30 protein-coding genes are annotated in these 24,799 nt (G+C 71.3%); 11 read left to right on the forward strand and 19 right to left on the reverse strand.

Annotated features, from left to right (window positions below):
- Window positions 1-42 precede the first annotated feature (42 nt).
- A complete protein-coding gene (locus AXZ95_RS00905; protein ID WP_018189104.1) occupies window positions 43-1,230 on the reverse strand; it encodes a MarP family serine protease in 1,188 nt (395 codons plus the stop codon).
- Between the two features lie 135 nt (window positions 1,231-1,365).
- Between AXZ95_RS00905 and AXZ95_RS19540 the strand changes: the two genes are divergently transcribed.
- The gene (locus tag AXZ95_RS19540; RefSeq protein ID WP_018189105.1) at window positions 1,366-1,521 is read left to right on the forward strand and encodes a hypothetical protein; all 156 of its coding nucleotides are present in this window, start codon (window positions 1,366-1,368) and stop codon (window positions 1,519-1,521) included.
- Between the two features lie 4 nt (window positions 1,522-1,525).
- On the opposite strand, the gene AXZ95_RS19545 is transcribed toward AXZ95_RS19540, so the two are convergent.
- On the reverse strand, window positions 1,526-1,669 hold the full coding sequence (locus tag AXZ95_RS19545; protein ID WP_018189106.1) for a hypothetical protein: 144 nt from the start codon (window positions 1,667-1,669) through the stop codon (window positions 1,526-1,528).
- A 47-nt stretch (window positions 1,670-1,716) separates the two neighbouring features.
- Window positions 1,717-2,430, reverse strand: a complete 714-nt coding sequence (locus tag AXZ95_RS00910; protein WP_018189107.1) for a copper resistance CopC family protein — start codon at window positions 2,428-2,430, stop codon at window positions 1,717-1,719.
- Between the two features lie 114 nt (window positions 2,431-2,544).
- Here AXZ95_RS00910 and AXZ95_RS00915 point away from each other — a divergent pair, with 114 nt between their 5' ends.
- The 3 genes from AXZ95_RS00915 to AXZ95_RS00925 all read left to right on the forward strand — a co-directional run bounded on the left by AXZ95_RS00915 (window position 2,545) and on the right by AXZ95_RS00925 (window position 6,233).
- A complete protein-coding gene (locus tag AXZ95_RS00915) occupies window positions 2,545-3,219 on the forward strand; it encodes a response regulator transcription factor (RefSeq protein WP_231371150.1) in 675 nt (224 codons plus the stop codon).
- Window positions 3,220-3,222: 3 nt separating this feature from the next.
- Complete coding sequence (locus tag AXZ95_RS00920; RefSeq protein WP_018189109.1) at window positions 3,223-4,899, forward strand: hypothetical protein; 1,677 nt, start codon at window positions 3,223-3,225, stop codon at window positions 4,897-4,899.
- A 329-nt stretch (window positions 4,900-5,228) separates the two neighbouring features.
- Complete coding sequence (locus AXZ95_RS00925; protein WP_231374289.1) at window positions 5,229-6,233, forward strand: hypothetical protein; 1,005 nt, start codon at window positions 5,229-5,231, stop codon at window positions 6,231-6,233.
- Window positions 6,234-6,266: 33 nt separating this feature from the next.
- Here the strand turns inward: AXZ95_RS00925 and AXZ95_RS00930 are convergent, their stop codons facing one another.
- Genes AXZ95_RS00930 through AXZ95_RS00945 form a run of 4 tightly spaced genes read right to left on the reverse strand, consistent with a single transcriptional unit; the run spans window position 6,267 to window position 8,706 of the window.
- Entirely contained in the window at window positions 6,267-6,923 is a 657-nt protein-coding gene (locus tag AXZ95_RS00930; protein WP_018189111.1) for an NUDIX domain-containing protein, read from the reverse strand.
- A 49-nt stretch (window positions 6,924-6,972) separates the two neighbouring features.
- Window positions 6,973-8,013: a YihY/virulence factor BrkB family protein gene (locus AXZ95_RS00935; RefSeq protein WP_018189112.1), complete on the reverse strand. Its 1,041-nt coding sequence runs from the start codon at window positions 8,011-8,013 to the stop codon at window positions 6,973-6,975.
- The gene (locus tag AXZ95_RS00940) at window positions 8,003-8,281 is read right to left on the reverse strand and encodes a hypothetical protein (protein WP_018189113.1); all 279 of its coding nucleotides are present in this window, start codon (window positions 8,279-8,281) and stop codon (window positions 8,003-8,005) included. The genes AXZ95_RS00935 and AXZ95_RS00940 overlap by 11 nt, the downstream gene beginning before the upstream one ends.
- Complete coding sequence (locus tag AXZ95_RS00945; protein ID WP_018189114.1) at window positions 8,278-8,706, reverse strand: phage holin family protein; 429 nt, start codon at window positions 8,704-8,706, stop codon at window positions 8,278-8,280. The genes AXZ95_RS00940 and AXZ95_RS00945 overlap by 4 nt, the downstream gene beginning before the upstream one ends.
- A gap of 85 nt (window positions 8,707-8,791) precedes the next feature.
- On the opposite strand from AXZ95_RS00945, the gene AXZ95_RS00950 reads away from it, so the two are divergent.
- Genes AXZ95_RS00950 through crcB form a run of 3 tightly spaced genes read left to right on the forward strand, consistent with a single transcriptional unit; the run spans window position 8,792 to window position 10,133 of the window.
- A complete protein-coding gene (locus AXZ95_RS00950) occupies window positions 8,792-9,319 on the forward strand; it encodes a universal stress protein (protein ID WP_018189115.1) in 528 nt (175 codons plus the stop codon).
- Window positions 9,295-9,759: a CrcB family protein gene (locus AXZ95_RS00955; RefSeq protein ID WP_231374290.1), complete on the forward strand. Its 465-nt coding sequence runs from the start codon at window positions 9,295-9,297 to the stop codon at window positions 9,757-9,759. Before AXZ95_RS00950 ends, AXZ95_RS00955 begins: the two co-directional genes overlap by 25 nt.
- Window positions 9,756-10,133: a fluoride efflux transporter CrcB gene (gene crcB / locus AXZ95_RS00960; RefSeq protein ID WP_018189117.1), complete on the forward strand. Its 378-nt coding sequence runs from the start codon at window positions 9,756-9,758 to the stop codon at window positions 10,131-10,133. Before AXZ95_RS00955 ends, crcB begins: the two co-directional genes overlap by 4 nt.
- A gap of 33 nt (window positions 10,134-10,166) precedes the next feature.
- Here crcB and AXZ95_RS00965 read toward each other — a convergent pair whose 3' ends face one another.
- Window positions 10,167-10,529: a nuclear transport factor 2 family protein gene (locus AXZ95_RS00965; RefSeq protein WP_018189118.1), complete on the reverse strand. Its 363-nt coding sequence runs from the start codon at window positions 10,527-10,529 to the stop codon at window positions 10,167-10,169.
- A gap of 47 nt (window positions 10,530-10,576) precedes the next feature.
- Between AXZ95_RS00965 and AXZ95_RS00970 the strand changes: the two genes are divergently transcribed.
- Window positions 10,577-11,080, forward strand: a complete 504-nt coding sequence (locus tag AXZ95_RS00970; RefSeq protein WP_018189119.1) for a hypothetical protein — start codon at window positions 10,577-10,579, stop codon at window positions 11,078-11,080.
- Between the two features lie 6 nt (window positions 11,081-11,086).
- Here AXZ95_RS00970 and AXZ95_RS00975 read toward each other — a convergent pair whose 3' ends face one another.
- Complete coding sequence (locus tag AXZ95_RS00975; protein ID WP_018189120.1) at window positions 11,087-11,539, reverse strand: MarR family transcriptional regulator; 453 nt, start codon at window positions 11,537-11,539, stop codon at window positions 11,087-11,089.
- 124 nt (window positions 11,540-11,663) lie between these two features.
- Here AXZ95_RS00975 and AXZ95_RS00980 point away from each other — a divergent pair, with 124 nt between their 5' ends.
- From AXZ95_RS00980 to AXZ95_RS00990, 3 genes are all read left to right on the forward strand, one after another.
- A complete protein-coding gene (locus AXZ95_RS00980) occupies window positions 11,664-12,863 on the forward strand; it encodes an MFS transporter (RefSeq protein ID WP_018189121.1) in 1,200 nt (399 codons plus the stop codon).
- Window positions 12,864-12,914: 51 nt separating this feature from the next.
- Window positions 12,915-13,874, forward strand: a complete 960-nt coding sequence (locus AXZ95_RS00985; RefSeq protein ID WP_018189122.1) for a hypothetical protein — start codon at window positions 12,915-12,917, stop codon at window positions 13,872-13,874.
- A 90-nt stretch (window positions 13,875-13,964) separates the two neighbouring features.
- Window positions 13,965-15,623, forward strand: a complete 1,659-nt coding sequence (locus AXZ95_RS00990; protein WP_243737912.1) for a chaplin family protein — start codon at window positions 13,965-13,967, stop codon at window positions 15,621-15,623.
- A gap of 105 nt (window positions 15,624-15,728) precedes the next feature.
- Here AXZ95_RS00990 and AXZ95_RS00995 read toward each other — a convergent pair whose 3' ends face one another.
- The 10 genes from AXZ95_RS00995 to AXZ95_RS01040 all read right to left on the reverse strand — a co-directional run bounded on the left by AXZ95_RS00995 (window position 15,729) and on the right by AXZ95_RS01040 (window position 24,640).
- Window positions 15,729-16,013, reverse strand: coding sequence for a hypothetical protein (locus tag AXZ95_RS00995; protein WP_018189124.1), 285 nt, complete (start codon window positions 16,011-16,013; stop codon window positions 15,729-15,731).
- Window positions 16,014-16,201: 188 nt separating this feature from the next.
- On the reverse strand, window positions 16,202-17,242 hold the full coding sequence (locus AXZ95_RS01000; protein ID WP_018189125.1) for an NAD(P)/FAD-dependent oxidoreductase: 1,041 nt from the start codon (window positions 17,240-17,242) through the stop codon (window positions 16,202-16,204).
- Entirely contained in the window at window positions 17,239-17,766 is a 528-nt protein-coding gene (locus AXZ95_RS01005; RefSeq protein ID WP_018189126.1) for an isoprenylcysteine carboxyl methyltransferase family protein, read from the reverse strand. The genes AXZ95_RS01000 and AXZ95_RS01005 overlap by 4 nt, the downstream gene beginning before the upstream one ends.
- Window positions 17,763-18,953 carry a stilbene synthase gene (locus tag AXZ95_RS01010; RefSeq protein ID WP_026306993.1) on the reverse strand — a complete coding sequence of 397 codons (1,191 nt, stop codon included), beginning with the start codon at window positions 18,951-18,953 and terminating at the stop codon, window positions 17,763-17,765. Before AXZ95_RS01010 ends, AXZ95_RS01005 begins: the two co-directional genes overlap by 4 nt.
- A gap of 96 nt (window positions 18,954-19,049) precedes the next feature.
- Entirely contained in the window at window positions 19,050-20,222 is a 1,173-nt protein-coding gene (locus AXZ95_RS01015; protein WP_018189128.1) for a mannitol-1-phosphate 5-dehydrogenase, read from the reverse strand.
- Window positions 20,219-20,656, reverse strand: coding sequence for a PTS sugar transporter subunit IIA (locus AXZ95_RS01020; protein WP_018189129.1), 438 nt, complete (start codon window positions 20,654-20,656; stop codon window positions 20,219-20,221). The genes AXZ95_RS01015 and AXZ95_RS01020 overlap by 4 nt, the downstream gene beginning before the upstream one ends.
- Entirely contained in the window at window positions 20,653-22,281 is a 1,629-nt protein-coding gene (locus tag AXZ95_RS01025) for a PTS mannitol transporter subunit IICB (RefSeq protein WP_018189130.1), read from the reverse strand. Before AXZ95_RS01025 ends, AXZ95_RS01020 begins: the two co-directional genes overlap by 4 nt.
- On the reverse strand, window positions 22,278-23,987 hold the full coding sequence (gene ptsP, locus AXZ95_RS01030) for a phosphoenolpyruvate--protein phosphotransferase (protein WP_018189131.1): 1,710 nt from the start codon (window positions 23,985-23,987) through the stop codon (window positions 22,278-22,280). The genes AXZ95_RS01025 and ptsP overlap by 4 nt, the downstream gene beginning before the upstream one ends.
- A gap of 14 nt (window positions 23,988-24,001) precedes the next feature.
- Complete coding sequence (locus AXZ95_RS01035; protein ID WP_018189132.1) at window positions 24,002-24,268, reverse strand: HPr family phosphocarrier protein; 267 nt, start codon at window positions 24,266-24,268, stop codon at window positions 24,002-24,004.
- A gap of 63 nt (window positions 24,269-24,331) precedes the next feature.
- A complete protein-coding gene (locus tag AXZ95_RS01040; RefSeq protein ID WP_018189133.1) occupies window positions 24,332-24,640 on the reverse strand; it encodes a hypothetical protein in 309 nt (102 codons plus the stop codon).
- Window positions 24,641-24,799: the final 159 nt, after the last annotated feature.

The raw sequence follows: 24,799 nt of genomic DNA on the forward strand, positions 1-24,799 counted from the left end.
ACCACGGCGAACGGCGCGACGGGAGAGCGGCTCAGGCGCGTGTCAGCCCGCCGAGCAGGCTCCGGAGCTGATCGGTGCGGAGCCGACGGACGAGAGCACCGGCCGCAGTTCGGCGAGGGTCAGCGCGTAGCCGGTGTCGGGGTTCGTCGCGCTCCGGGCGAACACGACCCCGGCGACCCGGCCATCGGAGTCGAGCAGCGGTCCGCCCGAGTTGCCGGGACGGACGACGCCGCGCAGCGAGTAGATGTCGCGGTCGACCGAGCCGCTCTGGTAGATGTCGGTGCCGCGCGCGACCACCCGATCGCGGACGCGCTGCGGTGCGATGGTGAACGGCCCGTTGCCCGGGTACCCGGCGGCGAACGCGGCGGCGCCGGCGGTCAGATCCGGGCCGATGTCGAGCGCCGGAGCGGTCAGGTCGGTGACGTCGAGCACCGCCAGGTCGCGGGACGGGTCGAAGGCGACGAGGGTCGCGCGCTCGACGTCGGGGCTCCCGGACATCCGCACGACGATGGAGGAGGAACCGGCGACCACGTGCGCGTTGGTCACGACACGACCGCGCTGCACGACCCATCCACTGCCCTCGGAGTCGACACCGCAGGCGGGCTTGGAGGCGAGCACCGTCACCACCGACTGCTCCGAGGCCGAGACGGCGGCGGGCACGGAGCCGTCCGGCGCCGGGACCGCCTTGATGGTCTCGCCGCCCTCGAACACCTTCGGCAGCCCGGCACCGGCGAGGGCGTCGTCCACCGCGCCGAGCACGGTCGACGACGGCAGCGGGGCCATGCTGTTGAGGGTTGAGACGACCCGGGAGGAGTTCGCCGCCTGGACGACGGTCGCGAGGTTGGTCGCCAGAGCGAACCCGGCGAGCAGCCAGACCACGACGGCCCAGGTGGCCAGGCCCAGCACGGCGCCGACGAGGGAGTCGAGCCAGCGGATGGGGCCGTGACGCAGGAGCTTGCCGATGATGCTCGCCAGGGCGCCCGCGATGGCGTACACGACGCCCGCGCACACGATGATGACGACGGCCGCGACGACGGACCGCTGCGTGACCCCGCCGAACCCGGAGTCGGCGAACCAGCCGACGACGATGGGGGCGATGGTCAGCCCCAGCCAGAGACCGAGCCCGAGACCCACGAGGGTGCCGGCCGAACGGATGGCGCCCTTGCTCCAACCGGCCGCGATCGCGAGGATGCCGAGCACCACGAGCACGACGTCGACAACGATCTCCACGGGGCATACCCTGCCCCAGAAGACTGGACGCCCGCTCAACCGCGGCTCTGCGGCGGCTGGCGATCCCCTGTCGGCGCGGGTGGCGCAGGTCTACCGTTCGAAGCTCCACCGCATCCCGAGACGAAGGAGCACCCCATGCCCGGATCCCGATCCGACGAGCCGATCGCGAACGGCGACGACGAGCGCGAGGACCTCGACGCCGGCGAGCGCCAGTACACGAGCGCCGATCTGACGGCGCACGACTCGGAGCACGGACAGCTTGAGGAGTCGGGCGAGGGCGAGGCGCCCTAGCCGCTCAGAGGCGGCCGTCCTCCTCGTCGCCGTCATCGACGGAGTCGGGCGCGGGCTGGGGAGCCGGGACGATGTCCGGATCCATCTGCTCCTCGGGCACGACGTCCGGGAAGTCCTCGGTCTGCTGGTCGGTCGTCTGTCTGGCCATGCGCGAACGCTACGCCAGCAACTCAGGAGCCGAAAGCCCCATCCGCCTCAGAGATCGTCCTGAGAGCTCTCTAAGTGCGCGTCGTCGTCCGCATCCGTGGCGGAAGGGCGGCGGCGCCGAGAGGTGAGGAGGACGATCACGACACCGATGACCGCCAGCACGACGATGGCGACGGCGATGCCGATCACCAGGCCCAGGTCGGTGCCGGAGGTCTGCGTCGTCGGCTGCGGAGTGGATGCGGCGGCCGTCGCGGTGGGCCCGGAGCCCGCCTGCGGGGTCGGCGCCGTCGGGCCCATCGTTGCCGGCGCTGTCGACCCTCCCGCACCGCAGCCGGGTGTCTCGGAGCCCGCGGCCGCCGCGGCGCCGGACGGCGGCTGGTAGGTGAACGGGTAGGACGACGAGACCGTGTGGCCGTCGGCCGACACGATCTGGTACGTGACTGTGTACTGACCGGCCCCGCCGAGGGCGACCGGCGCGCTGAGCGTGGTGTCGGCGACGGTGGCGCATCCCGTCTCGAAATGACGGGTCCCTGCGTCGGGACCGGTCACGGTGAGCAGGTTCGTCGATCCGGTCCCGGAGAGGTCGAGCACGCGGTCGTTGAAGGTCACGGTCACCGTGTCGAGTGCCGTCGTCACCGTGGAGCCGGCGGCCGGGTCGCTGCCGACCACGTAGTCGTGGGCCGATGCGGCGGACACGGGAGCGAGCGCGAGGACGGCGGCCGCGGCGAAGCCGGCGGCCGCGGCGAGCAGCCTGGTCGTCATGCCGAGAACCCTACGCTGCGGTCCTGCGGGGGTGGCGTACGCGGGGCGAACGGGACCACAACGGGGGCCGCCGGACCAGCGGGAACGCCCGGCGTGTCGCGTTATCCTGGCCGGGTGGCGGAGTCTGGTCGGGCGGGGGAGAGCACCTGGCTCCGGCGCGCGCTCGTGGTGGAGGATCACGCCCTCATGCGCTCCCTGGTCTCCGACGCCTTCCGCGCCCGAGGCTTCGAGGTCGCGTCGGCCGAGTCCGCTCCGGAGGCCCTCGCCCTGGCCGACGCCTTCGATCCGGACCTTCTGGTGACGGACATCGACCTCCGCCAGCGACCGAACGGTGTGGAGTTGGCCACCATCCTGCGGTCCCGTGCACCGCATGTCGCCATCCTCTTCCTGAGCAACCTGTCCCGTGAGGCCGCCTCCGCGCAGGCGCAGAGCACCGTCACCGGCGCCTCGTTCGTCAACAAGGCAGCGGTCGAATCTGTCGACGAGCTGGTGGATGCGGCGGAGGCCGTGCTCGCCGATCGGCCGGTGTCCCGCGACCTCGCCGCCTCGGACGCCCAGGCGCGACTCCTCCGGCTGACCGCCGCGCAGCTGGAGACCACCCGGCTGCTCGCCGCCGGCCTGTCGAACGCCGAGATCGCCCGGCGGCGGGGCGTGTCGGTGCGCGCCGTGGAGAAGAGCGTCGAGCGGGTGTTCGCCGCGCTCGGGCTCGGCGGTGAGCGCACGACACCGCGCGTCGCCGCCGCGACGCTCTACACGACGACGTTCGGCGATCCCGCCTCGGGGCTCTGAGCCGTGCTGCTCACGAACTTCCGTCGCTCCTTCGCACGCGTCTACGGGCCGTCGGCGATCACCGTCTGGTCGTGGCTCATCACGCTCCCGTTCGCGGTGACCGTCATGTCGGGGCTGCAGTACGTCGGCGGCGGGCCGCTCGAGGTGTTCGCGGTCTCGGGTCTCGCCCATGTCATCCTCGGCGGCGTGCTGCTCGCCGGGGCCGCACTGCTTCGCGTCGTGCACGGACGGGCGCGACCCGTCGTGGTCTTCGCGTTCTTCGCCGTGGCGGGTGGGCTCCGGCCCATCCTCTTCCTGGAGGCGGGCGGCCTCCTCTCCATCCCGGTCGCGCCTGGCGACCTGGCCGGCCGGATCGGCATCAACGTCGTCGCCCTCGTCGTCGCCTTCTCGCTGATCGCCGTCGGCGTCGATCTCGTCCGCGAGCACCGCGGGGTCTTCCGGCGGCTGCGGACGGCGCAACGCGCGTCGCAACTCGATGTGGAGAACGCCTCGGAGCGCCTCCGGCAGTTGCGCGCCGACACCGTGGACGGCGTCGTGGCGGCGCTGGAGGAGGCCGCGGCCTCGGCCGCCTCCCGGCCGATGGAGCCGAGTGCTGCCGCCCGGCTGCTGCGGACGCTCGCCGAGGACGTCGTGCGGCCCGCCAGCCATCGCGTCTACGCCTCTCCCGCACCGGACGCGGTGCCGGAAGGCGCAGTGGCGGGAGCGCGGGAGTGGTCGGCGAGCGTCCTGGGCGGGATGCGTGCCGCCCCGCCGATCGCGACCGCCACACTCTTCTCCGCCCTGGTGGTGCCGTTCGGTGTGCTCCTGTTCGGTGCGATCAGCCTCCTCCCGCTCGTCGTCGGTCTCGTGGTGCTCCTGGTGGCCAACACCGTGGTCGCGCGACTCCGCCTCCCGCACCGGCCCGTCCTGAGGTTGCTCTTTCTTCTCGGCATCTACGCCCTGGTCGGGGTACTGCTCGCGCTCAGTGGCGAGACGACCCTCCTGCTCGTGGGGGTGCGGCCGGAGTCCGTCTGGTTCGAGGCGGCGACCTACCCGCTCATCGCCGTGGCGGTGGCCTTCGTGGGCTCTCTGGCCGTCCGCACGCGTCTCGATCAGGCGGAGCTGGAGACGGCGCTGCAGTCCAACGTCGCCACCGCCGCCCGGATCCGCAGCGAGTACGAGCGAGAGCGCGCCTCCCTCGCCCGGCTGCTGCACGCGGGCGTGCAGTCCGAGCTGATCGCCGGTGCGCTCTCGCTGACCGTCTCCGGCGGCCCGAACGACGCCGGCGCACGGACGGCCGAGATCGTCGGCCGTGCGCGCGATGCCCTCCGCGGCGCCAACGACGAGCCGGACGCGGCCGAGCAGGTGCGGACGCTGCTCGACAGCTGGTCCTCCGCCATCGGCCTGACGGTCGGCATCGGCGACGGCGTCTGGGAGCGTCTGGGGGATGCGTCGCGCACCGCCGCGGTGGTCGACGCGATCTCGGAAGGGCTCGCGAACGCGGTCCGGCACGGCGACGGCTCGCCTGTCGCGCTGGAGTTGCGGCCGGCCGCGTCCGGCGGCGTCGAGGTCGTGGTCCTCTCCGGCGGAGCGCTCGCCGCCTCCGAGGCCGGGATCGGTCTCAAGCAGCTGTCGGAGCGCGGAACGGTCGCCCTCCGCGAACGGTCCGGGCGTGTCGAACTGGCGGTCGCCATCCCCTGACCGGATGCTGAACGGCCGGTCGTGCCAGCCGTATCCCGTCACCCCGCGATCCGTTGCGACGCCTACGTTTTCAGAGGACGGACGACGGTGCCGACCCCGGTCCCGGGTGGGGGCCCCTGCGTGACCCGAACGCGCGGGATGGGCCCCCGACCGGGATCCATTCGTCTGCATTGATGGAACATCCAGGCGGAATCGGGTAGAAAGGATCGGTACGCTTTCGCGCCCATCCCCCCGGCGCGATCCTCCGACCGTCTCGCCAAGGAAGTACCAGCAGCTTGCCCCAGTCCACTCCCTCAGTGCGGCCTCGCCGCAGTTTCAGGGCACCCGTCGTGGTGGATGTGGACCAGCAGCATGAACTCTCGGACGACCCGGTCAGCGCGTTCACCACGGCCGAGGAGCTGACCGCGACGCAGACCTTCCCGAGCCGCCGCGCCGCCCTCGAGGCGGAGCGCAGCCGGCCGGCGAAGCGCGAGCGCGTCGTCGTGCGCCCGACCCGCGACCGACGCGACGCTAAAGCCGCCGCCCGTGCGGAGCGCGCCAACCGTCCGCCGCGCCGCACACGGACACCGCGGTCGGCCCGCCCGGCTCGCACCGAGGGCCGGCGCTGGGGCGTCCACGCCGTCGTCATGCTGGCGCTGGCCGCCTTCTTCGGCACTGCAGCACTCCCGGCCTATGCGACGACGGGCGAGGGCTCCACGGTCGGTGCCGCACGGACCGCCCTCGCGGTGCAGACGTTGACCGGCGGCGGTGTGACCCAGGTGGTCGCCCGTGACGGCCTCGACATCCAGGAGAGCCCGCAGGCGCTCGACTCCACCACCAACACGACGGTGTCTCCGACGGTCCAGGCCCTCGCCGTCCAGCTCATGGGAGCGGTCGCGGCCGGTCGCCTGGTCGGCTCGACGCCGAACCACATCCCCGAGATCGCCGACCTCGCCGAAGGCCGCGCGGTCCCCGGCTGCGGGATCGACTACCGCGTTCTGCAGGCCATCTCGATCGCGCTCGACAACTTCAACCAGGTCGGCGTGAGCGACATCAACCGTCGCTGCACCGGCCAGATCGAGGGAGCGGGAACCGAGTCCGCCCACTATGCGGACGGCGGCGGTCACGCCCTCGACTTCTACCTGCTCAACGGCTCGCCCCTCACCGGTGGCGACGCGAAGTCGGTGCAGCTCATCAAGATCCTCGACCCGATCGTGCCGGACGGCACGGGTCTCGGTCAGATCGGCTGCCGCTCCTCCATGGACCTCACCAACTTCAAGCCGTTCGACGACACGTGCAACCACCTGCACATCGACTTCCTCAAGTCGGACGGTCCCGCGCTCCGTTACGGCTGATCGCCCACTCGGCCCGATCGGGCGTTCGCAGACTCAGCCGAAGAGGTTGAGCGCCGCCCACTGCAGCAGGATGACCGTCTTGCCGTCGGCGATCCGGCCGTCCGCGACCAGCTGGAGCGCCTCGTCGTAGGGGACGACGACCGGTTCGATCTCCTCGCCCTCCTCCTCGACACCTCCGCCGCCGACCACCTCGGCGGGCACATAGGGCGCCGCGTAGAAGTGCGCACGCTCGGTGACCGAACCGGGGCTCATGTAGAGGTCGAACAGGTGCGTCAGTTCGCCGATGCTCACCCCGAGCTCCTCCGCGGCCTCCCGCCGGATCGCCTCCTCCGGCGAGTCGCCGTCGAGGAGCCCGGCCGCCGATTCGATCAGCATCCCGTCCGGATGTCCATTGACGTAGGCGGGGAAGCGAAACTGGCGCGTCAGCAGGAGCGTTCGGCCGGCCGGGTCGTACAGCAGCACGGTGGCCCCGTTGCCGCGGTCGTACGTCTCGCGCGTCTGCGTCGTCCACCGTCCGTCGCGTCCGCGGTAATCGAAGGTGGTGCGCCGGAGCACGTGCCAGCCGTCGGAGGTGACCTCGACCTCCCGCACCCGGACGTCCGGGTTGCCGTCGAGGTCGAGCCCTGTCCGGTGGAGTCCCGACCGTCCGCGTGCGTCGGGGAGGTCGTGGCCGGGTCGCTGGTCGCTCATGCTTCGAGACTAGCTTCGCGGGGGACGAGGCCCGGCGCCGGCCCCGGTGTCAGCGGTAACGGCGGCGAAGCTCTCGCGCGGCGAGGATATCGCCCGCGTGCGCCTCACGAGCCTTGAGCAGTGCCTTGTCCGACTTGAGCGGCAGCCGCAGCACGTCGTCCGCCTCGATGCCCGCGACGAGCTCCCGCGCGCGCTCGACCTCCGAGTCGAGCTCGGCGCCGAACAGCAGAGCGTTGTTGGCGATCCAGATCCACAGCAGGAACACGATGATGCCGGCCAGCGCGCCATAGGTGCGGTCGTAGTTGCCGAAGTTGCCGACGTAGAAGGCGAAGAGGGCCGACGCGATGCCGAGCACGATGATCGCGGCGAGCGAGCCCGGCGTCAGCCAGCGGAACCGCGGATGCTTCACGTTCGGCGTCGACGCGTACAGCACGGCGAGCAGCAGCACCAGGACGATGATGACGACCGGCCAGCGGAGGATCGACCATGCCACCTGGAACGCCTCGTCGAGCCCGATCAGGCCGCCGAGGAACGACAGCACGGGGCCGGACACCACGAGCATCAGGGCGAGCAGTGAGATCAGCACCAGCGTGAGCAGCGTGACGCCGAGCTGGACCGGGCGGAGCACCAGGGCAGTGCGCCCCTCGGGCACGCCGTACACGCGGTTGAGCGCCCGGCCGAAGCCGCCGACGTATCCGGACGCCGACCACACGGCGCCGACGATTCCGATGACCAGCGCCCAACCGGTGGCGGGAGAGGACGCAAGACCCTCGATCGGCCCCTTCAGGACGTCGGTCATCCCGGGCGCCAGCTCGTTGACCATCCCGAACAGGGCGTCGATCCCGGCCTGGCTCTGGCCGACGATGCCCAGGATGCTGACGAGCGCCAGCAGCGCAGGGAACAGCGACAGAACGGCGAAGTAGGTCAGTCCGGCGGCGAGGTCGGTGCACTGGTCGGTGCTGAAGCTGCGCATCGTCCGCTTGAGGATGAATCCCCACGGCAGCCGGTACCAGGGCAGACTGTGGCGATCCTCGATCCGCCGGACCGCCTTGGCGCGGTCGCTCCCGACGCCGCCCTGGTCAGCGGGCACGCCCGCGTCTCCGCAGGAGGAGCGCAGCGATTCCCGCCGCCGCCCCGGTCAGTGCGAGGAAGAGCCCGACGAAGAACGTGGGATGCGACCGGATCTGCACCCGGATGTTGAAGGTGGCGAAGAGGTCGTCGAGCGTGGTCGCGAGCTCCTCCCTGGTCACCTCCAGGTCGAGCTTCAGCGAGTTGATGCCGGCGCCCTTGGGGAGCGGCGGGCGTCCGGCAGGGCGCTGGCCCTGGCGGCTCACCGATGGTGTGGTGTCCGAGGTCACGGCTGCTCTCCCTTCAGGGCCTTCGCGTCGGCGCTCAGCTCGCTACCCAGGTCGTCGGGCACCGGCGGGACGCCCTTCTTCAGACTGCTCCAGCCGATGAGGCCGAGAACGACGGCGATCAGGATGAGGATGCCCGCGACGATGAGCGCCGCCAGCCAGGCGGGGAGGATGAGCGCGAAGCCGAGGACGGCGGCGGTCACCAGCACTCCGAACGCGAAGAACAGGAACAGCAGGGCTCCGACGAGAAGCCCTGCGCCGATCCCCGCCGCCTTCGCCTTGGCGGTCATCTCCGCCTTGAAGAGGGCGATCTCCGACGCGACGAGGCGGCGCAGCTGAGCGACGAGGTCCTTCGTCAACTCAGGGAGCGGACGGAGTCCGCGGGTGGTACGGCGGCGCTCGCGCGGCAGCGGAGGCGTATGGGCCATCGGTTCGGGCTCCCTTCGGACGCTGTATGGCCGAACGTACCCCACCCGTCGGTACGAGTGAACCCGGATGGTGCACACTAGGGGCATGAACGGCAATGCGCTCTCCGGCCGGGGTGGCATCCTGGTGGCCGTCGTCCCCGGTCAGCCGATCGCGGTGCTGGAGGAGGCCGCCCGTCTCGCCGACGACTTGGACGTCCCGCTCGTCTGCGCCAACGTCGACCCGGACCGGTACCTCGTCTCGAGCTACGTCGACGGAACGGTGGTCGCCTTGCCGTACGACCCCGATCTGCCCGAGACGGAGGAGGCGCGGTTCGACCCGGACCTGGAAGCGCACATCCGGCGGTTCCTCGACGGTCGCGGCATCCCCTATTTCCTGCAGCAGCTCGCCGGTGACCCCGCGTGGTCGCTGTCGCGGCTGGCGGACGACATGGAGGCGCGCTACATCGTCGTCGGGACGCGCGAGGCCGGACTGCGCGGCAGCCTGCGCGAGTTCTTCAACGGCTCCGTCGGCGTGCACCTTGCGCACCGGCAGCACCGCCCGGTCGTTGTGGTGCCGCTGAATCCGGTGCCGGGTGCCCAGAAGCTCCCGTGGGAAGAGCCGCCGGTCTCGTGACGACCCGCGCGCCCGCGCCCGTGCACCTGCACTGGCGCTCGATCCTGCTCGTGTTCGTGGGTGGTGCGCTCGGTGCCGCCGTGCGGTACCTGCTCACGCTGTCGGTGCCGCCCGTCGCGGGCGTGCCGCTCATCACGTTCCTGATCAATGTGACGGGCGCCTTCGTGCTCGGGTGGCTCCTGCAGTCGCTCGCGTTGCGCGGACCGGACGAGGGCCGGCGGCGCGATCTCCGGCTGTTCGTCGGCACCGGCATCCTCGGCGGGTACACCACGTACAGCTCGCTCGCGGTGGACACGGACGGCCTGATCGCCGCTCAGAGTGTCGGCCTCAGCATCCTGTACGCCGTCGCCACGGTGGCCGTCGGCGCCATCGCGTCCGTCGCGGGCATCGCCCTGGCGTCCGGCATCGCGCGACGCCGGGCCGACCGGAGCGGCCGATGACCGCGCTGCTGGTGGTCGCCGTCGCGGTGGCCGGCGGGCTGGGCGCGGTCGCCCGGCTGGTGCTCGACGGCGTCCTCAAGGCACGGGTGCGGGTCTCGTTCCCGCTCGGCACGACGGTGATCAACGTCACCGGATCGTTCCTGCTCGGCCTGGTCACCGGGCTCGCGCTCGCCCACGGCCTGCCCCCGGAGTGGCGCGCCGTGCTGGGGACGGGCTTCCTGGGCGGCTACACCACGTTCAGCACCGCGAGCTACGAGACGGTCCGCCTGGCGCAGCAGCGACGCTATCGGGCGGCGCTGTTCAACGGCGTCGGGATGCTGGTGCTGGCGCTCGCCGCAGCCGGCCTCGGCCTGTGGCTCGGTCAGCTCGCGTGACGACCGCCGGATCCGGCGGACCGGCGTGCCGGGTCAGTCCTGGTCGGGCTCCTGCTCCATCCACCACTCGGTGAACTCCTCGGCGCGGCCGTCCTCTGCGAGCCGGATGATCCACAGGTTGCTGTAGATCGGGCCGTCGCGGTAGTCGGTCACGCCCTCGACGAAGTACACGGGGCCGTCCTGCCCGACCAGGCGCCACTCGAAGGTGGCCGCGCCCGGGTCGTCCTGGGCGTCGAGCCAGCCCTCCACGATCTCGATGTGACCGTCCCACGGTTCGGCGAACGGCTCGGTGCGGTAGCTGGCGTCTTCGGTGAAGAGTGCGCGGATGTCGTCGGGCTCGTTGCTCTCCCATGCGCGTCGGTAGCGGTCGATCCAGGTGGTGAGCGCGTCGGCCATGTCCCCGTTATACGCCCTGGCCGCTGGGCACCGCTACGCTGGCGCCCATGGAGGAGCCCTTCGCGTCGTGGTCGGAGTTCAATGTCGCGGTCGCCGGGGCGGGCGCCGCCCTCGGCGGTCTGCTGATCGTCGCCCTGTCGGTCAACATCAGGACCATCGCCGAGTCGCGGGGACTCGCGGCCCGGGCGGGAGCATCCATCGCCGGCCTGATCCTGGGCGTCGCGCTGTCGTGCGCGGCGCTCATCCCGGGTCAGGGCACGATCGGGTACGGCGTCCAGGTGCTCATCGGCACCGCGCTGTGCGCCGTCGTGGTGGTGCGTTCCGCTGTGGCGGTGCAGCGGGATGCGGCCCAGACCGGATTCCGCGGCTACACCGCGGAGCGGGTCGCGCTGTTCGCCCTTCCGCCCGCGGTCTACGCGGTGGGCGGGCTCGTGCTCGTGTTCGCGCCGACGCTGCCGCTCGGGCTGGTCCTGGTGGCCGTCGGCACCATCCTGGCCATCGTCACGACCGTGCTGTTCTCGTGGGTCGCCCTGGTCGAGGTGCTGCGCTGACCCGGTTCAGGCGGGCTGCACGCTGAGCTGGGGGAGGGCGTCCACCAGCGGGGCGAGCTCCGGCACCTCGCGAGCGCCGTCGAGCGCGCGCGAGAGCGCGGCGTCGTGGACGGGGCGGGCGGTGTCGAGCAGGCCGTGCCCGTCCGCCGTCAGCTCGGTGTAGATCCCGCGGCGGTCGTCGTCGCACAGGATGCGGGTGAGAAGGCCGCGGTCTTCGAGACGGTTGACGAGACGGGTGGTCGCGCTCGGGCTGAGGGCGCTCGCGCGGGCGAGCTGCTGCATGCGCATGTGCCAGCCGTCCTGGCGGGCCAGCGCGTCGAGCACCGTGTACTCGACGACCGACAGCTGGACCGCCTTGCTCAGCTCGCGCTCCAGCTCCGCCTCGATGTACCCGTGCAGCGCGGCGAGCGTGCGCCAGCCGTGCGCGCGCACCTCCACGGCGTCGTCGGCGATGCCCATGGGGCGCCCCTTCCCGGTCGTCTCGGCAGACGGGTTGCGCGAAGTAGTTGCACGTGCAAGTATTTATAGCGCGTCTGCAACTAACAGAGTAGCGCACCACCCCCGCATCCCGAAGGAGACATCCATGCCCGCTGGCCTGATCGCCCTCGCACTCGGAGGGTTCGGCATCGGACTCACCGAGTTCGTGATCGCCGGGCTCCTGCCCGAGGTCGCCGCCGACTTCCACGTCGACGAGGCGACCGCCGGCTGGCTGATCTCGGGGTACGCGCTCGCGGTGGTCGTCGGCGCGCTCGGCCTCACCGCCGCCGCAACGCGCATCCCGCGCAAGGCGGCACTGCTCGGGCTGATGGTGCTCTTCATCGTGGGCAACCTGCTCTCGGCGATCGCGCCGGACTACGGCGTCATGCTCGCCGGGCGCATCCTCGCCGCACTGTGCCACGGCGCGTTCTTCGGCATCGGCTCGGTGGTCGCCGCCGGTCTCGTCGCTCCGGAGAAGCAGGCGCGTGCCATCGCCGTCATGTTCACCGGGCTCACCGCCGCGAACGTGCTCGGCGTGCCGTTCGGCACCCTCCTCGGCCAGGCCTTCGGCTGGCGGTCGACGTTCTGGGCCATCACGGTGATCGGAGTGGCCGCGATGATCGGCGTCGCCCTGCTCGTGCCGCGCGACGCCGGGGAGCGGCCGACCGGCGGTCTCCGCGGCGAGCTGTCGGCGTTCCGCTCCGGACAGGTTTGGCTCTCGTTGGCCGCGACCGTGCTGGGATTCGGCGGGATGTTCGGCGCCTTCACCTACATCGCCTACACGCTCACCGGCGTCTCCGGATTCCCCTCGTCCGCGGTTCCGTGGCTCCTCATCCTCTTCGGGCTCGGGCTGTTCGCGGGCAACTGGGTCGGCGGCCGCCTGGCCGACCGCTCCATCGACGGGACGCTGCTCTGGCTGCTCGGTGCTCTCGCCGTCGTGCTGGTGGGCTTCGCCCTGGTCGCCGGGATCCCGGTCGGTGCGGTGATCGCCCTCGTGCTCATGGGAGCGTTCGGCTTCGCGACCGTCCCGGCCCTCCAGCTGCGGGTTCTCTCCTACGCCTCCCACGCACCGACCCTCGCCTCGGGCGGGAACATCGCCGCCTTCAACCTCGGCAACGCTCTGGGCGCCTGGCTGGGCGGTCTCACCATCGCGGCGGGTCTCGGCTACACGTCGCCCCTGTGGGTGGGCGCCGCGATGACGGTGGGCGCCCTCGTCGTCATCGCGATCGCAGCCGCGGCATCCCGCCGTTCGTCGCGCGACGAACGCGCCGAGATCGCGACTTCGGACGCATCGCTTCCGTTCTAGTAGACGGCGGAGTACAGTCCCCCTTGTCTCGAACGGTCAGGGGGTGATCGTATGCCGGATGCTGCTCAGCAGCTGCACCCGCGCCAGGTCAGCCCTGCGCGCGTGCTGATCGGCTCTCTGATCGCCGGCGCCGGCCTGACCGTCCTCGGCTTCCTGATGGGAGGCTCGCCGGCCTCTGCGGCCGAACCGGCCCCGCCGTCCTCGCCCGTCTCGGCGGTCGTATCGAACGCGACCGGAGCCGTGGGACACGTCCTCGGATCGGTCACCTCGGCCGTCGCGCCGGCCGTCCCCGAGCCCGTGCAGCAGGTCGTCTCCGCGGTCGTGACCCCGGTCACCGACACGGTCGACCAGGTCGTCGAGCAGTCGCCGGTCTCGAGCACGGTCGACCCGGTGGTGGATGTGGTGGACCAGGTCGTCGCGCAGGTGCCGATCGTCAGCGACATCCTCCCGCCGGCCCCGGTCTCATCGGTCACGCAGCCGGTCACCGGTGGCGTCGACCAGGCGGTGTCGGATGTCGTGGGCGCGGTCGACACGGCCGTGACGCCGCTGACTCCTCCCGCCGCGGCGCTTCCCGTGCCCGACCCGGGCACCACGGTGTCGGACGGTACGGACCTCCTCGGATCCCTTCTCTCGCCTGGTGCGGCGGCCGGTCCGGCCACTGCAGCAGTGCCGGCCGGTGCCGCTCTCGAGCTGCTCGCCGCGACCGGTGCCACGTCCTTCGTCGCGGGCGCGGGGCTCGTCGCCCCGTCTGGAGCCGGCGCCGGTGGTGCGCCCTCAGACGCGCCCGGAGGTCTTCCGGGCGGTGGCCTGCCCGGCGGTGGTCTGCCGGGTGGCGGGACCGCCGGTACGACCGGTGGGTCCGGTGGCCCGGGCGGAGTTGCGCCCGGTGCGGCCGCGACGGCCGACGGTTTCCTCCTGCCCGGCTCCGCGTGGAGCGGGCGCATCGGCGCTGCCGCGGATGACCGCATCCCCGCGGCTCCCGTCGCCGATCACGACATCAGCCCCGACTGAGTGGGTCGCCGCTGCCCTCTGAGGCAGCACGCGACCATTCGCCCGGCATCCTCATGCCCGGGTGCAGACACTCATTCGAAAGGCTTGATCATGAACAAGTACGTATCCAGAGGGATGTGGTTCACCCTCTGCGTCGGCGGCCTGTGGCTCGCCGGAACGGCCGCGGCCAACGCGGCCGAGGCTCCCAGCAGCGACGGCGTCGCGAGCGGCGACCAGGCGGTCGTCGGCGTCACGGTTCCGGTGTCCCTCTCGGGCAACGGCATCTCGGTCCTCGGCGACTCGACGAGCAGCGGCTCCACGGCCGCGGCTCCGGCGGCACCGGCGGCTCCCTCGGTGTCCATCTCGCCCGACTCGATCGGCGGCGTCCTCAGCGGCGACCAGGCGGTGCCCTCGGTCAGCGTCCCGGTGACGGTGGCGGGGAACTCGGTGAGCGTCCTCGGCGACTCCACCAGTTCCGGATCCGATTCGGCTGCCGCTCCGGCGCCCGCCGACTCGGGAGCGAGCGCCACCTCCGATGGTTCGGACGGCGTGGCGTCGGGCATCCAGGCACCTGTGGCGGTGGAGGTTCCGGTGACCGCCGGTGGCAACGCCATCTCGGTCCTCGGCGACTCGACGTCGACCGATTCGTCGGCCACGGCGCCCGCCGCGGGTTCCGGCTCGTCGGCGACGGCGTCGAGCTCCGCCTCGGACGGCGGACTGCTCTCCGACATCCAGGCTCCGATCGACGCCGCAGTGCCGGTGACGGTCGGCGGCAATGCGATCTCCGTCCTCGGCGACTCGCAGTCCTCGGGCTCGGAGACGACCGCTCCGGCTGCCGGTAGCGGGAGCACCACGTCGGGTTCTGGTTCGGATGGCGGGCTGCTGTCCGGTATCCAGGCTCCGATCGATGCTGCTGTGCCGGTGACGGCGGGCGGTAACGCGGTTTCGGTGGTCGGTGACTCGACGACGTCGGGTTCGGACACGGCGGCTCCGGCTGCCGGTAGCGGGAGCACCACGTCGGGTTCTGGTTCGGACGGCGGGCTGCTGTCCGGCATCCAGGCTCCGGTCGATGCTGCTGTGCCGGTGACGGCGGGCGGTAACGCGGTTTCGGTGGTCGGTGACTCGACGACGTCGGGTTCGGACACGGCGGCTCCGGCTGCCGGTAGCGGGAGCACCACGTCGGGTTCTGGTTCGGACGGCGGCATCCTGTCCGGCATCCAGGCTCCGATCGATGCTGCTGTGCCGGTGACGGCGGGCGGTAACGCGGTCTCGGTGGTCGGTGACTCCACCTCGGCCGGATCCTCCACCAGCGCCCCGGCTACCGGCGGTGGGACGACCGGTGGGACCACCGGCGACGGGACCCTCGGCGGCATCGACCTGCCGATCGGTGTGGATGTTCCGGTGACCGTCGGCGGCAACGCGATCAGCGTCGTCGGCGACAGCACCACCACCGGCTCCACCACGACGCCGACCGACCCGACCACCCCGACGGACCCGACTGACCCGACCACCCCGACCACGCCCACGACTCCGACCACCCCGACGACTCCGACCACCCCGACCACGGGTGGCACCGGAGCCGGCACGGTGACGGCGTCCGCGGGCGGGGCAATGTCGCTGGCCGCGGGCAGCGGGTCGGGGGCTGCGGCCCTCGCCTCCACCGGTTCCAACGAGCTGGGTGTCGGCGCCCTGGGCGCCCTCCTCGCTCTCCTCGGAGTGATGCTTGCGTTCGTGTCCGCCAACCGGACGCGCCGCCACCACACCCGGTGATCGACGCCCGCTGATCGCGGGTCGGACGCTTCCCGGCACGTCGACGCTCCCCAGCCGTCGACGTGCCGGGAGTTCGTCGTGTCTGGAATGCGTCGGGAGCGCGGTTCAGAACCCGATCGGTCGCCCGGGCGTCAGCGGTTCGTCGTTGCCCACGAAGACCTTGCCCTCGTTGTAGGCCTTCTCGCGACGCTGCACTTCGGCCAGCAGGGCCTTGTTCAGCATCTCCGACCAACTGCCGTCGCGTTCGTCGAACGAGGTCTGGCGGTAGGCGGCGCGTGCACGATTCCGCATGGCGTCGGTCAGGTAGAAGGTCACCGTCGTGCGCTTCTTGACCGCCTTCTGCGCGGGGGCGGTCGCGTCGTCCACGGGGCCGGGTGCGGATGCGTTCATGTCTCACCTTTCGGCATATCCGATTTCGATGCTCGATTCCAGATACTAATCGGTCTACCCGTGCGGAGACCACATTCCACAGGTGCTAAGCATGCTTTAAATGCCCGAGTATGCAGGCATAACGCTCGACGACCGCCGCCTCCCGAGCGCGGAAGCGTGAGGAGGCGCGCCGGGCCCGGAAGAGGGCGTCAGTGCGAGAGGCGCTCCACGATCGAGCCGAACAGCTCGGGGCGACGAGCGGCGGTCGGCACGATCCGCGGCCGGAAGCGCGAGCGCGCCGCCACGACCAGAGCGGAGGTGAGCATGCGGAAATCCCGTGTCGTCGCCCGCCAGGCCCGCTCGTACTGCTCTGTGTTCCCCATCGTGACCGCGGCGACGGCCGCCCGCGCCTGAGCGAAGCCCACGCGCATCCCCTCGCCGGTCAGGGCGTCCACATAGCCGGAGGCGTCGCCCGCCAGCAGCACCCGCCCCGAGGCCCGCGAGCGCGCCCGCTGCAGCAGCGGTCCTGCCCCGCGAGGGTCGGTCACCACCTCGGCGCCGTGCAGGCGTTCGGCGAGCTCGGGGATGCCCGCGATCACCTCATCCACATCGAGGGGCCGCGAGCCGAGCACGGCGACGCCGACCAGGCGCTCGTCGACGGGGGTCACGTATGCCTCGGCCCCAGCAGACCAGTGCACCTCCACCAGCGACGTCCATGGTTCGACGGCGAAGTGCTTCCGCAGACCGAACCGCCTCCGCGTGCCGGGCTGCGCACGCCCGTCCAGCCGGAGCATGCGGCGCACCGGTGAGTGCAAGCCGTCGGCCGCGATCACCCAGGGTGCACGCAGTGTCTCGCCGTCGCTCAGGGTCAGATCGACACCGCCGGCGTCCTGGCTGAGTCCGGTGACCCTGGCGTGGATGCGCTGAGCGCCCAGCTCGGACGCCCGCTCCGCCAGAGCCTGGTGCAGCACGGTGCGACGAACGCCCCTTCCTGGGCGCTCCGCGAAGCGGTGCTCGACGCGGGATCCCGCGTCGATGTACGCGACGCCGTCGAGCCGCCTCCCGGCGGGATCGACTCCGATCCGGTGCAGTGCGGCCAGCGCTCCGGGCATCAGGCCCTCTCCGCACGCCTTGTCGATCGGCCCCACCCGCGGCTCCACGAGGACGACCTCCAGGCCGTCCACGCGTGCCTCGATGGCGCAGGCGAGGCCGATGGGGCCGCCCCCGACCACGACGACCTGCGGGTTCATGCGCGTGCCGGTGCGGCGAGCACGGTGGCGAGCGCCCGGTTCTCGCAGCGGATGCGCACCACGAGCAGCCAGGCGTTCAGCACGGTGAAGACGAGTGCCGTGATCCAGGCCGTGTGAACCAGCGGGAGGGCGAAGCCCTCGACGACCACCGCCACGTAGTTCGGGTGCTTCAGCCAGCGGTACGGCCCGCCGGTCACCAGCGGCAGGTCGCGGACGACGATCACGCGCGTGTTCCAGCGCGGACCGAGCGTGGCGATGCACCACCAGCGCAGCGCCTGGCTGGCGAGCACCAGCACGAGCATCGGCCAGCCGAGCCACGGAAGGAACGGCCGGTCGGCGAACCAGACCTCCGCCAGACACGCCAGCAGCAGCCCGGTGTGGAGCGCGACCATCGGCGGGAAGTGCCCCTTGCCGAACTCCACGCCGCCGCGGGCGAACGACCACTTCGCGTTGCGGGTCGAGACGATCAGCTCGGCGATGCGTTCTGCGCCCGTCGCGAGGACGAGAACGGTGTACCAGATCACGGGACCGGGTCGATCATGGCGGCCGCGGGAAGCGCGGCGGGGGCGGTGGATGCGGCGGGCGCGCCAGCCTCGACCGCGGCGGGCAGCGCGGCCGGCACGGAGACCAGCCCCGACCGCTCCGCGCCATCCGCCCAGCGCAGCAGGACGAGCTCGCTCGTCACCCCCGGGCCGAGCGCGAACAGCAGCCCGATGGTGCCGGCTGCGTGCGCATCCAGCTGTTCCGCCAGCACGTGCAGCACCGCCGCCGAGGACAGGTTGCCGACGTTCGCGAGCGAGCGCCAGCTGGCGTCGAGGGCGCCATCGGGCAGGTCGAGGGCCTGCGAGAACGCTTCCAGCACCTTCGGCCCACCGGGATGCGCGGCCCAGGCGCCGACGTCCGACACCTCCAGATCGTGGGCGGCGAGGATGCCGCGGGCATCTCCGGCGAAGTTGCGCTCGATGACCTCCGGAACGCCCGCGCTCAGGACGATCCGGAAGCCGGTGCCGCCGATGTCCCAGCCGATCACGTCGGCGGTGTCCGGGTAGATGTGGCTGCGCGAGTCGACGACATCGGGTCCGGCGAGGCCGAGCTTTTCAGCGCGCCGGTCGCCGACCATCACGACGGCCGCGGCGCCGTCGCCGAACAGGCCACTCGCGACGATGTTCGCCATGGAGTCGTCGCTCGCCTGCACGGTGAGCGAGCACAGCTCCACGGACAACAGGATGGCCACCTCGTCCGGGTGGCCAGCGAGGTAGTCGTTGACGCGGGCGATCCCGGCGGCGCCGGCGACGCATCCCAGCCCGAAGCTCGGGAGACGCTTGACGTCGGTGCGCAGGCCCAGCCGCGACACCAGCTGCGCGTCGATGGAGGGGGCGGCGATGCCGGTCACCGACGTGAAGAGCAGGAAGTCGACGTCGGTGGGCACGAGACCGGCGGAGTCGAGGGCCGCGGTCACGGCGCGCTCGGCCAGCGTCGTCCCCTCGGCGATGAAGAAGTCGTTCGACTCCTGGAACGACGCCAGCGAGCTGTAACGCTCGAGGGGCATCACGAGGCTGCGGGTCTGCACACCGGAGGAGGCGTGGATGCGGCGCATCACCTGCTGCCTGGCGGGGTCCGACGTGATCATCGCGAGCAGCGCGGCGGTGATCTCCCCTTGGCTGTAGCTCCGGGCGGGGAGCACCGGGGCCACCGACACGATTCGGCTCACATGCGAAACGTACCACCAGCCCCGCGCGCTGTGATCTGCGGTCGGCGGATGCTCAGGGGCGGCCGGACGGCGGGGGGAGCCGCCCGGCCGCAGCTGTCAGAGCGCCGCGTCCAAGCGCTCCTGCTGAGCCAGGGTCACGGTCTCGACGAGCGGCTCGTGGAGCGGTTCGCCGGGCTCAACGCCCATGACCTCTTCGACGATCGCGGCCGGCTCGGCCTCGTCGAGCAGCTTGAGCAGCTCGACGCTCTGTGTGTCCTCGGGCACATCGAACCGCAGGGCGGAGCCGACAGCCTGGATCAGGGCCGTCGGGATGCCGCCGACGTGCTCCGCGTAGTCGGAGGCCGGACCGATGAAGCGGTCGTTCCTGCCGAGCTTGCGGATCGGCTCCCGCCCGACGCGGGTGACCTCGTCGACCAGGTAGGGGTTCGCGAACCTGCCCAGGATCTTCGCGCGGTACGCGGCGAGCTCCTCCTCCGGCAGCCCGTGCTTGGCGGTGAGCGCCGCCGAGGTCTCGCGCAGAGCGGCCTCCGCCGCCTCCCGGACGGCTGGGATCGCGATGGCCTCGCTGATCGTGGTGGCCCCGTGAAGGAAGCCCGTGTATGCGACGGTCGCATGCCCGGTGTTGACCGTGAACAGCTTCCGCTCGATGTACGGGCCGAGCGAGTCGACGAAGTGGGCGCCCGGGATCTCGGGCGCGTGCCCGGCGAACGGCGAACGGTCGACGACCCACTCGTAGAACGTCTCGACGGTCACGTCGATCCCGGCGTCCGCCGCCTGCGCTGGGACGATGCGGTCGACGGCGGTGTTCGCGAACACCGCACGCGCAGCCAGCTGCTCGCGGGTGTCGTCGTCCGGGAGCCCGTCCATGAGCTCCGCCGCCAGCAGGTCCGAGGCGCCGATCGCGTTCTCGCAGGCCATCACGGCCAGGCGGGGCGCATCGTCCGCCCGAGCGGCCAGACCGCGGGCGATCACGGGGGCGACGAAACGGAGGATGCGGGGGCCGACCGCCGTCGTCACAACGTCGGCCGAGGCTATCTCGGCGACCAGCGCATCCTCTTCGGTCGCGCTGTTGATCGCGCGGAACCCGGTGACGGTCTTCGTCTCCGAGTCCTCACCGACCAGGTGGACGCGATACGAGTCCGCCGCGGCGAGGGCGTCGATGAGCTCGGCATTGACGTCCGCGAACACGACCTCGTACCCGGCTTCGTGGAGCAGGAGCCCCACGAAGCCACGTCCGATGTTGCCGGCTCCGAAGTGGACGGCCTTCACTCGTTCACATCTCCCAACAGCGTGTACAGCGCTTCGGCGTCGGGGGCGTCGAGCAGCTTCTGGACATCGTCCTCCTCCGAGAACAGGATGGCGATCTTCGACAGGATCTCGAGGTGCTCGTTGTTCTGACCGGCGATGCCGACCACGAACCGCACCTCCTCGCCGCCCCAGTCGAGCGGCGAGGAGTAGCGGATGAAGGAGAGCGCGGACCGCTTGATCTCGTCCTTGGACTCGTTGGTGCCGTGCGGGATGGCGAGGCCGTTCCCCATGAAGGTGGAGACGGTGTTCTCGCGCTCCTGCATCGAGTCGACGTAGCCCGGCTCGACGGCGCCCGCCTGCACGAGCAGCTCACCCGCCTCCCGGATCGCGTCCTCCCGCGTGGTCGCGGTGCCCGCGGCCACGACGTTCGCCCGGTCGAGAATCGTGTCGGTCATTTGTTGGCGTCCTCCGTGGTCTTCTGCTGGCTGGCGACGAGGTCCACGACCTCGTCGTACTTGGGGCTGTTCATGAAGTTGTCGACGGACACGTGCACCGAGTTCGGCGACTGCCCCTTTGCACGATCGGTCAGCTCGCGCTGCGTGATGACCAGGTCTGCCGTGCCGTCGAGATTGCTGATCGCCTGGTTGGTGACCGTCACACCCTCGATGCCCGCCTTCTTGATCTTGTTGCGCAGCACGGACGCGCCCATCGCGCTTGAGCCCATCCCAGCGTCGCACGCGAACACGATGTTCTGCACCAGTCGCTTTGTGGCGTCGCCCTGGGCGTCACCGGTGTCGTGCTCGCCCTCCTGGACCAGGCCCTCGAGCACCGAGGACTGCTTGCCCTTGTTGGCCTCGGTCTGAGCGACCGCGGCGGAGAGATCGCCGGCGTTTCCCGCGGCGAGGTCGCGCTTGCGGCTTGCTCGCAGGATGATCGACGCGACGATGAAGGACACGGCCGCGGCCAGCACGACGGAGAGGGTCACCCCGATGAAGCTGTCGGCCGGCGTCTGAAGGAGCACGGCAATGATCGATCCCGGAGAGGCCGGTGCGCGAAGACCCGAGCCGAAGGTCACGTTCACCGCGATGCCGGTCATGCCGCCGAGGATCGCCGCGATGATGATCATGGGCTTCATGAGCACGTACGGGAAGTAGATCTCGTGGATGCCGCCGACGAACTGGATGAGTGCGGCGCCCGGCGCGCTGGCGCGAGCGATGCCGAGGCCGAAGATCGAGTAAGCGATCAGGATGCCGAACCCGGGACCGGGGTTGGCCTCCAAGAGGAACAGGATCGACTTGCCCGTCTGCTGCGCCTGCTCGACGCCGAGCGGGGTCAGCACGCCGTGGTTGATGGCGTTGTTGAGGAACAGCACCTTGCCCGGCTCGATGAGGATGCTCGCGAACGGCAGCAGGTGCGCCGAGATGAGCCAATTGACCGCGCCGCCGAGCACCGAGCTCAGCCATTCGACGATCGGTGCTATGCCGAAGAAGGCGCCGATCGAGAGCAGCATGCCCACGATTCCTGCGGAGAAGTTGTTGACCAGCATCTCGAAGCCGGCCTTGATCTTGCCCTCCCACAGCATGTCGATCCGCTTCATGATCCACGCGCCGAGCGGGCCGAGGATCATGGCGCCGATGAACATCGGGATGGTGGAGCCCACGATCACGCCCATGGTTGCGATGCTGCCGACCACACCACCACGCACGCCGTAGACCATGCGGCCGCCGGTGTTCGCGATGAGGAGAGGCAGCAGGTAGGTGATCATCGGGCTGACGAGGCCGACGTACTGCTGGAAGGTATGGCCGCTCGGGTCCTGCTGGAGCACGGTCGCAGCGCCCTGCCAACCGATCTTCGCCTGGTCGCCGAAGCCACCGAGGATCGGGCTGATTGCCCATCCGGTGCTCTGCAGCCAACCGGTCGCGATGAAGAGCGCGGTGATGAAGCCCCAGGCGATGAATGCCGGGATGTTGGGCATCACCATGTTGGAGAGGAAGGTGCCGAACCGCTGCACGTGGACGCGCGCGCTGTTGGGCTTCTTCGGGGCCGACGCCGTCGCCGACGTCTGTGTCGCCGATGTCATTGTGGTGCCTCGTTTCTGTTGTCGGGGGCTGGTGAGGTGAAACGGTCGGCGGCCTCACGGACCGCCGCCCGCGCTTCGGCCGCGCCATCGGCGGCCAGGGCGGTCTCGGCCAGCGAACGGGCCTGGCCGAGGGTGTAGCGCTTGAGGGAGAGCCGCACGTCGGCGATCGCCGCGGGCGACATCGAGAGCGTCGTCGCGCCGAGGCCGACGAGCACGACGGCGAGCAGGGGGTCCGCCGCCGCCTCACCGCAGATGCCGACGGGCTTGCCCGAAGCCGCGCCTGCCGCGCCGACCTCGCCGATGAGGCGGAGGACAGCCGGATGCCACGGGTCCTGGAACCCGGCGACCGAACCGAGCAGGCGGTCGGCCGCGAGCGTGTACTGCGTGAGGTCGTTGGTGCCGATCGAGGCGAAGTCCGCGATCTGGAGCACACGGTCGGCGAGAAGCGCCGCCGAGGGGACCTCGACCATGACGCCGACGGTCTTCAGGCCGTACTCGCGGCCGAGCTCCGTGAAGTAGCGGGTCTCCTCGACGGTCGAGACCATCGGTGCCATGACCCAGAGGTCCGCGTCGGTCTGCGCGTCGGCTTCGGCGAGGGCGGTGAGCTGCTCGCGGAGGATGTCCTCGTTGGCGCGCAGCGAGCGGAGCCCGCGCAGCCCGAGTGCCGGATTGTCCTCGTGCGCGTCGTTGAGGAACTCGAGCGGCTTGTCCGCGCCGGCGTCGAGCACCCGGACGACCACCTTGCGGCCGCCGCCGAACGCGCTGAGCAGCTTCACGTACTGCTCGCGCTGCTGAGCGACATCGGGCGCCAGGCGCTGGTCGAGGAAGAGGAACTCCGTGCGGAACAGTCCGACGCCCTCGGCGCCTGCGGCCAGCGCGTCCTCGGCCCCCGCGGCCGAGCCGAGGTTCGCGAGCAGCGGGACGGCGGTGCCGTCCGCGAGCGCGCCCGGCTCGACCCCGCCGGCGAGGGCGGCGGCGCGCTCCTCGATGCGACGGAGCGCGTCCGCGCGCTGGGTCTCGGTCGGTGAGACGGTGACCGTGCCGGCCGCCGCATCCACTACGACCTCGTCGCCGTCGGCCAGGCTCCCGGCGCCGGCCGCACCGACGACCGCGACGATGGACTTCTCCCGCGCCAGGATGGCGGTGTGCGAGGTGGGGCCGCCCTCGGTGGTCACGAGCCCGAGCACCTTGGTCAGGTCGAGCAGCGCCGTGTCCGCGGGGGCGAGATCGTGCGCGACCAGGACGAACGGGGTCTCCGACTGCGGCACGCCGGGAGCCGGCTTGCCCTCCAGGGCCGCCACGACGCGCTGCGAGACGTCGTCGAGGTCGCCGGCGCGCTCGCCCATGTAGCCGCCCAGCTCCTTGAGCATGTCGCGGAAGACGGCGAAGCCCTCGAAGACGGCGCGCTCTGCGGTCTTCCCTCCGTCGATGCGGGAGGCGACGTCGTCGGCGAGGGTCGAGTCCTCCGCCATCATCGACTGCGCCTCCAGCACATCCGCCGCCGTGCCCTGGACAGTGGATGCGCGCTCGCGCAGGTCCGCCGCGACCGTGGCGACGGCCTGCTGCACGCGGGCCTTCTCCTCGTCGGGGGTGCGTGTGCTCGGCTGGTCCGACGGCTCGGGCAGCGGGGCCGACATCCGCAGGACAGGCCCGACAGCGACGCCTTGGCCGATGCCGGCGCCGGTGAGGATGTTCGTGTCGCTCATGATGCGTCCGCCGCTCAGGCGTCGTGGTCCGTGGCCAGGATCACCGCGAGGTCGTCGAGGACCGCCTCGCCGTTGTCCGCGTCGGTGGTGAGCACGATCTTGTCGCCGTGATCGATGCCCAGCGAGATCACGCCGAGGATGCTGCCGGCGTCGACGGTCTTGCCGCCCTCCTTGGTCAGCTTCACCTTCGCGCCCGAGCTGTTGACCGCCTCCACGAAGAGCTTCGCCGGGCGGGCGTGCAGCCCGTGCGTCGATCCGACCGTGATGATCCGTTCAGCCATGGTTGTGCTCTCCTTCGTTCCGTGATGGCCTGGTGGCCGCCGCCATTCCGTATGCGGCTCTGCTCATAGTGCCGCCGCCTTGGCGTCGAGAGCCAGGTCCAGGGCGCGCTCGCCGTCGAGGGCGGCCGGGGAGACGGGGGGAAGCACGGCGACGGCGGTGCCGGTGGCGGCGGCCCGCTCACGGATCGCCGGGACGGCCGACTCGAGGTGTGCGCCGACGAGGACGACATCCACTCCGGCGAGGGACTCCAGCTGGCTCGCACTCCCCGGCTGGACCTCGATGATCGCCCCGCGCTCACGGGCGGCACTGCGCAGCTTGACGGCCACGAAGGTGCTGGACGCACCGGCGCCGCAGACGACCACGATCTTCATCGATCCTTGCCTTTCGTGCTGGGTGGAGCTCATGGAACGTCAGCAATGCTCGCTCGCTGTGCGCCCGCGCTCCAGCAGCGTTTCTTCCGGGGGTGCGGAAAATTGGCCGGAAGCGCACGGCGGCACCCTACGGGGTGGTTGACTCGTCGGGAAAGGTGG

The organism is Leifsonia sp. 115AMFTsu3.1, from assembly GCF_004362795.1.
Classification (GTDB): Bacteria; Actinomycetota; Actinomycetes; order Actinomycetales; family Microbacteriaceae; genus Leifsonia.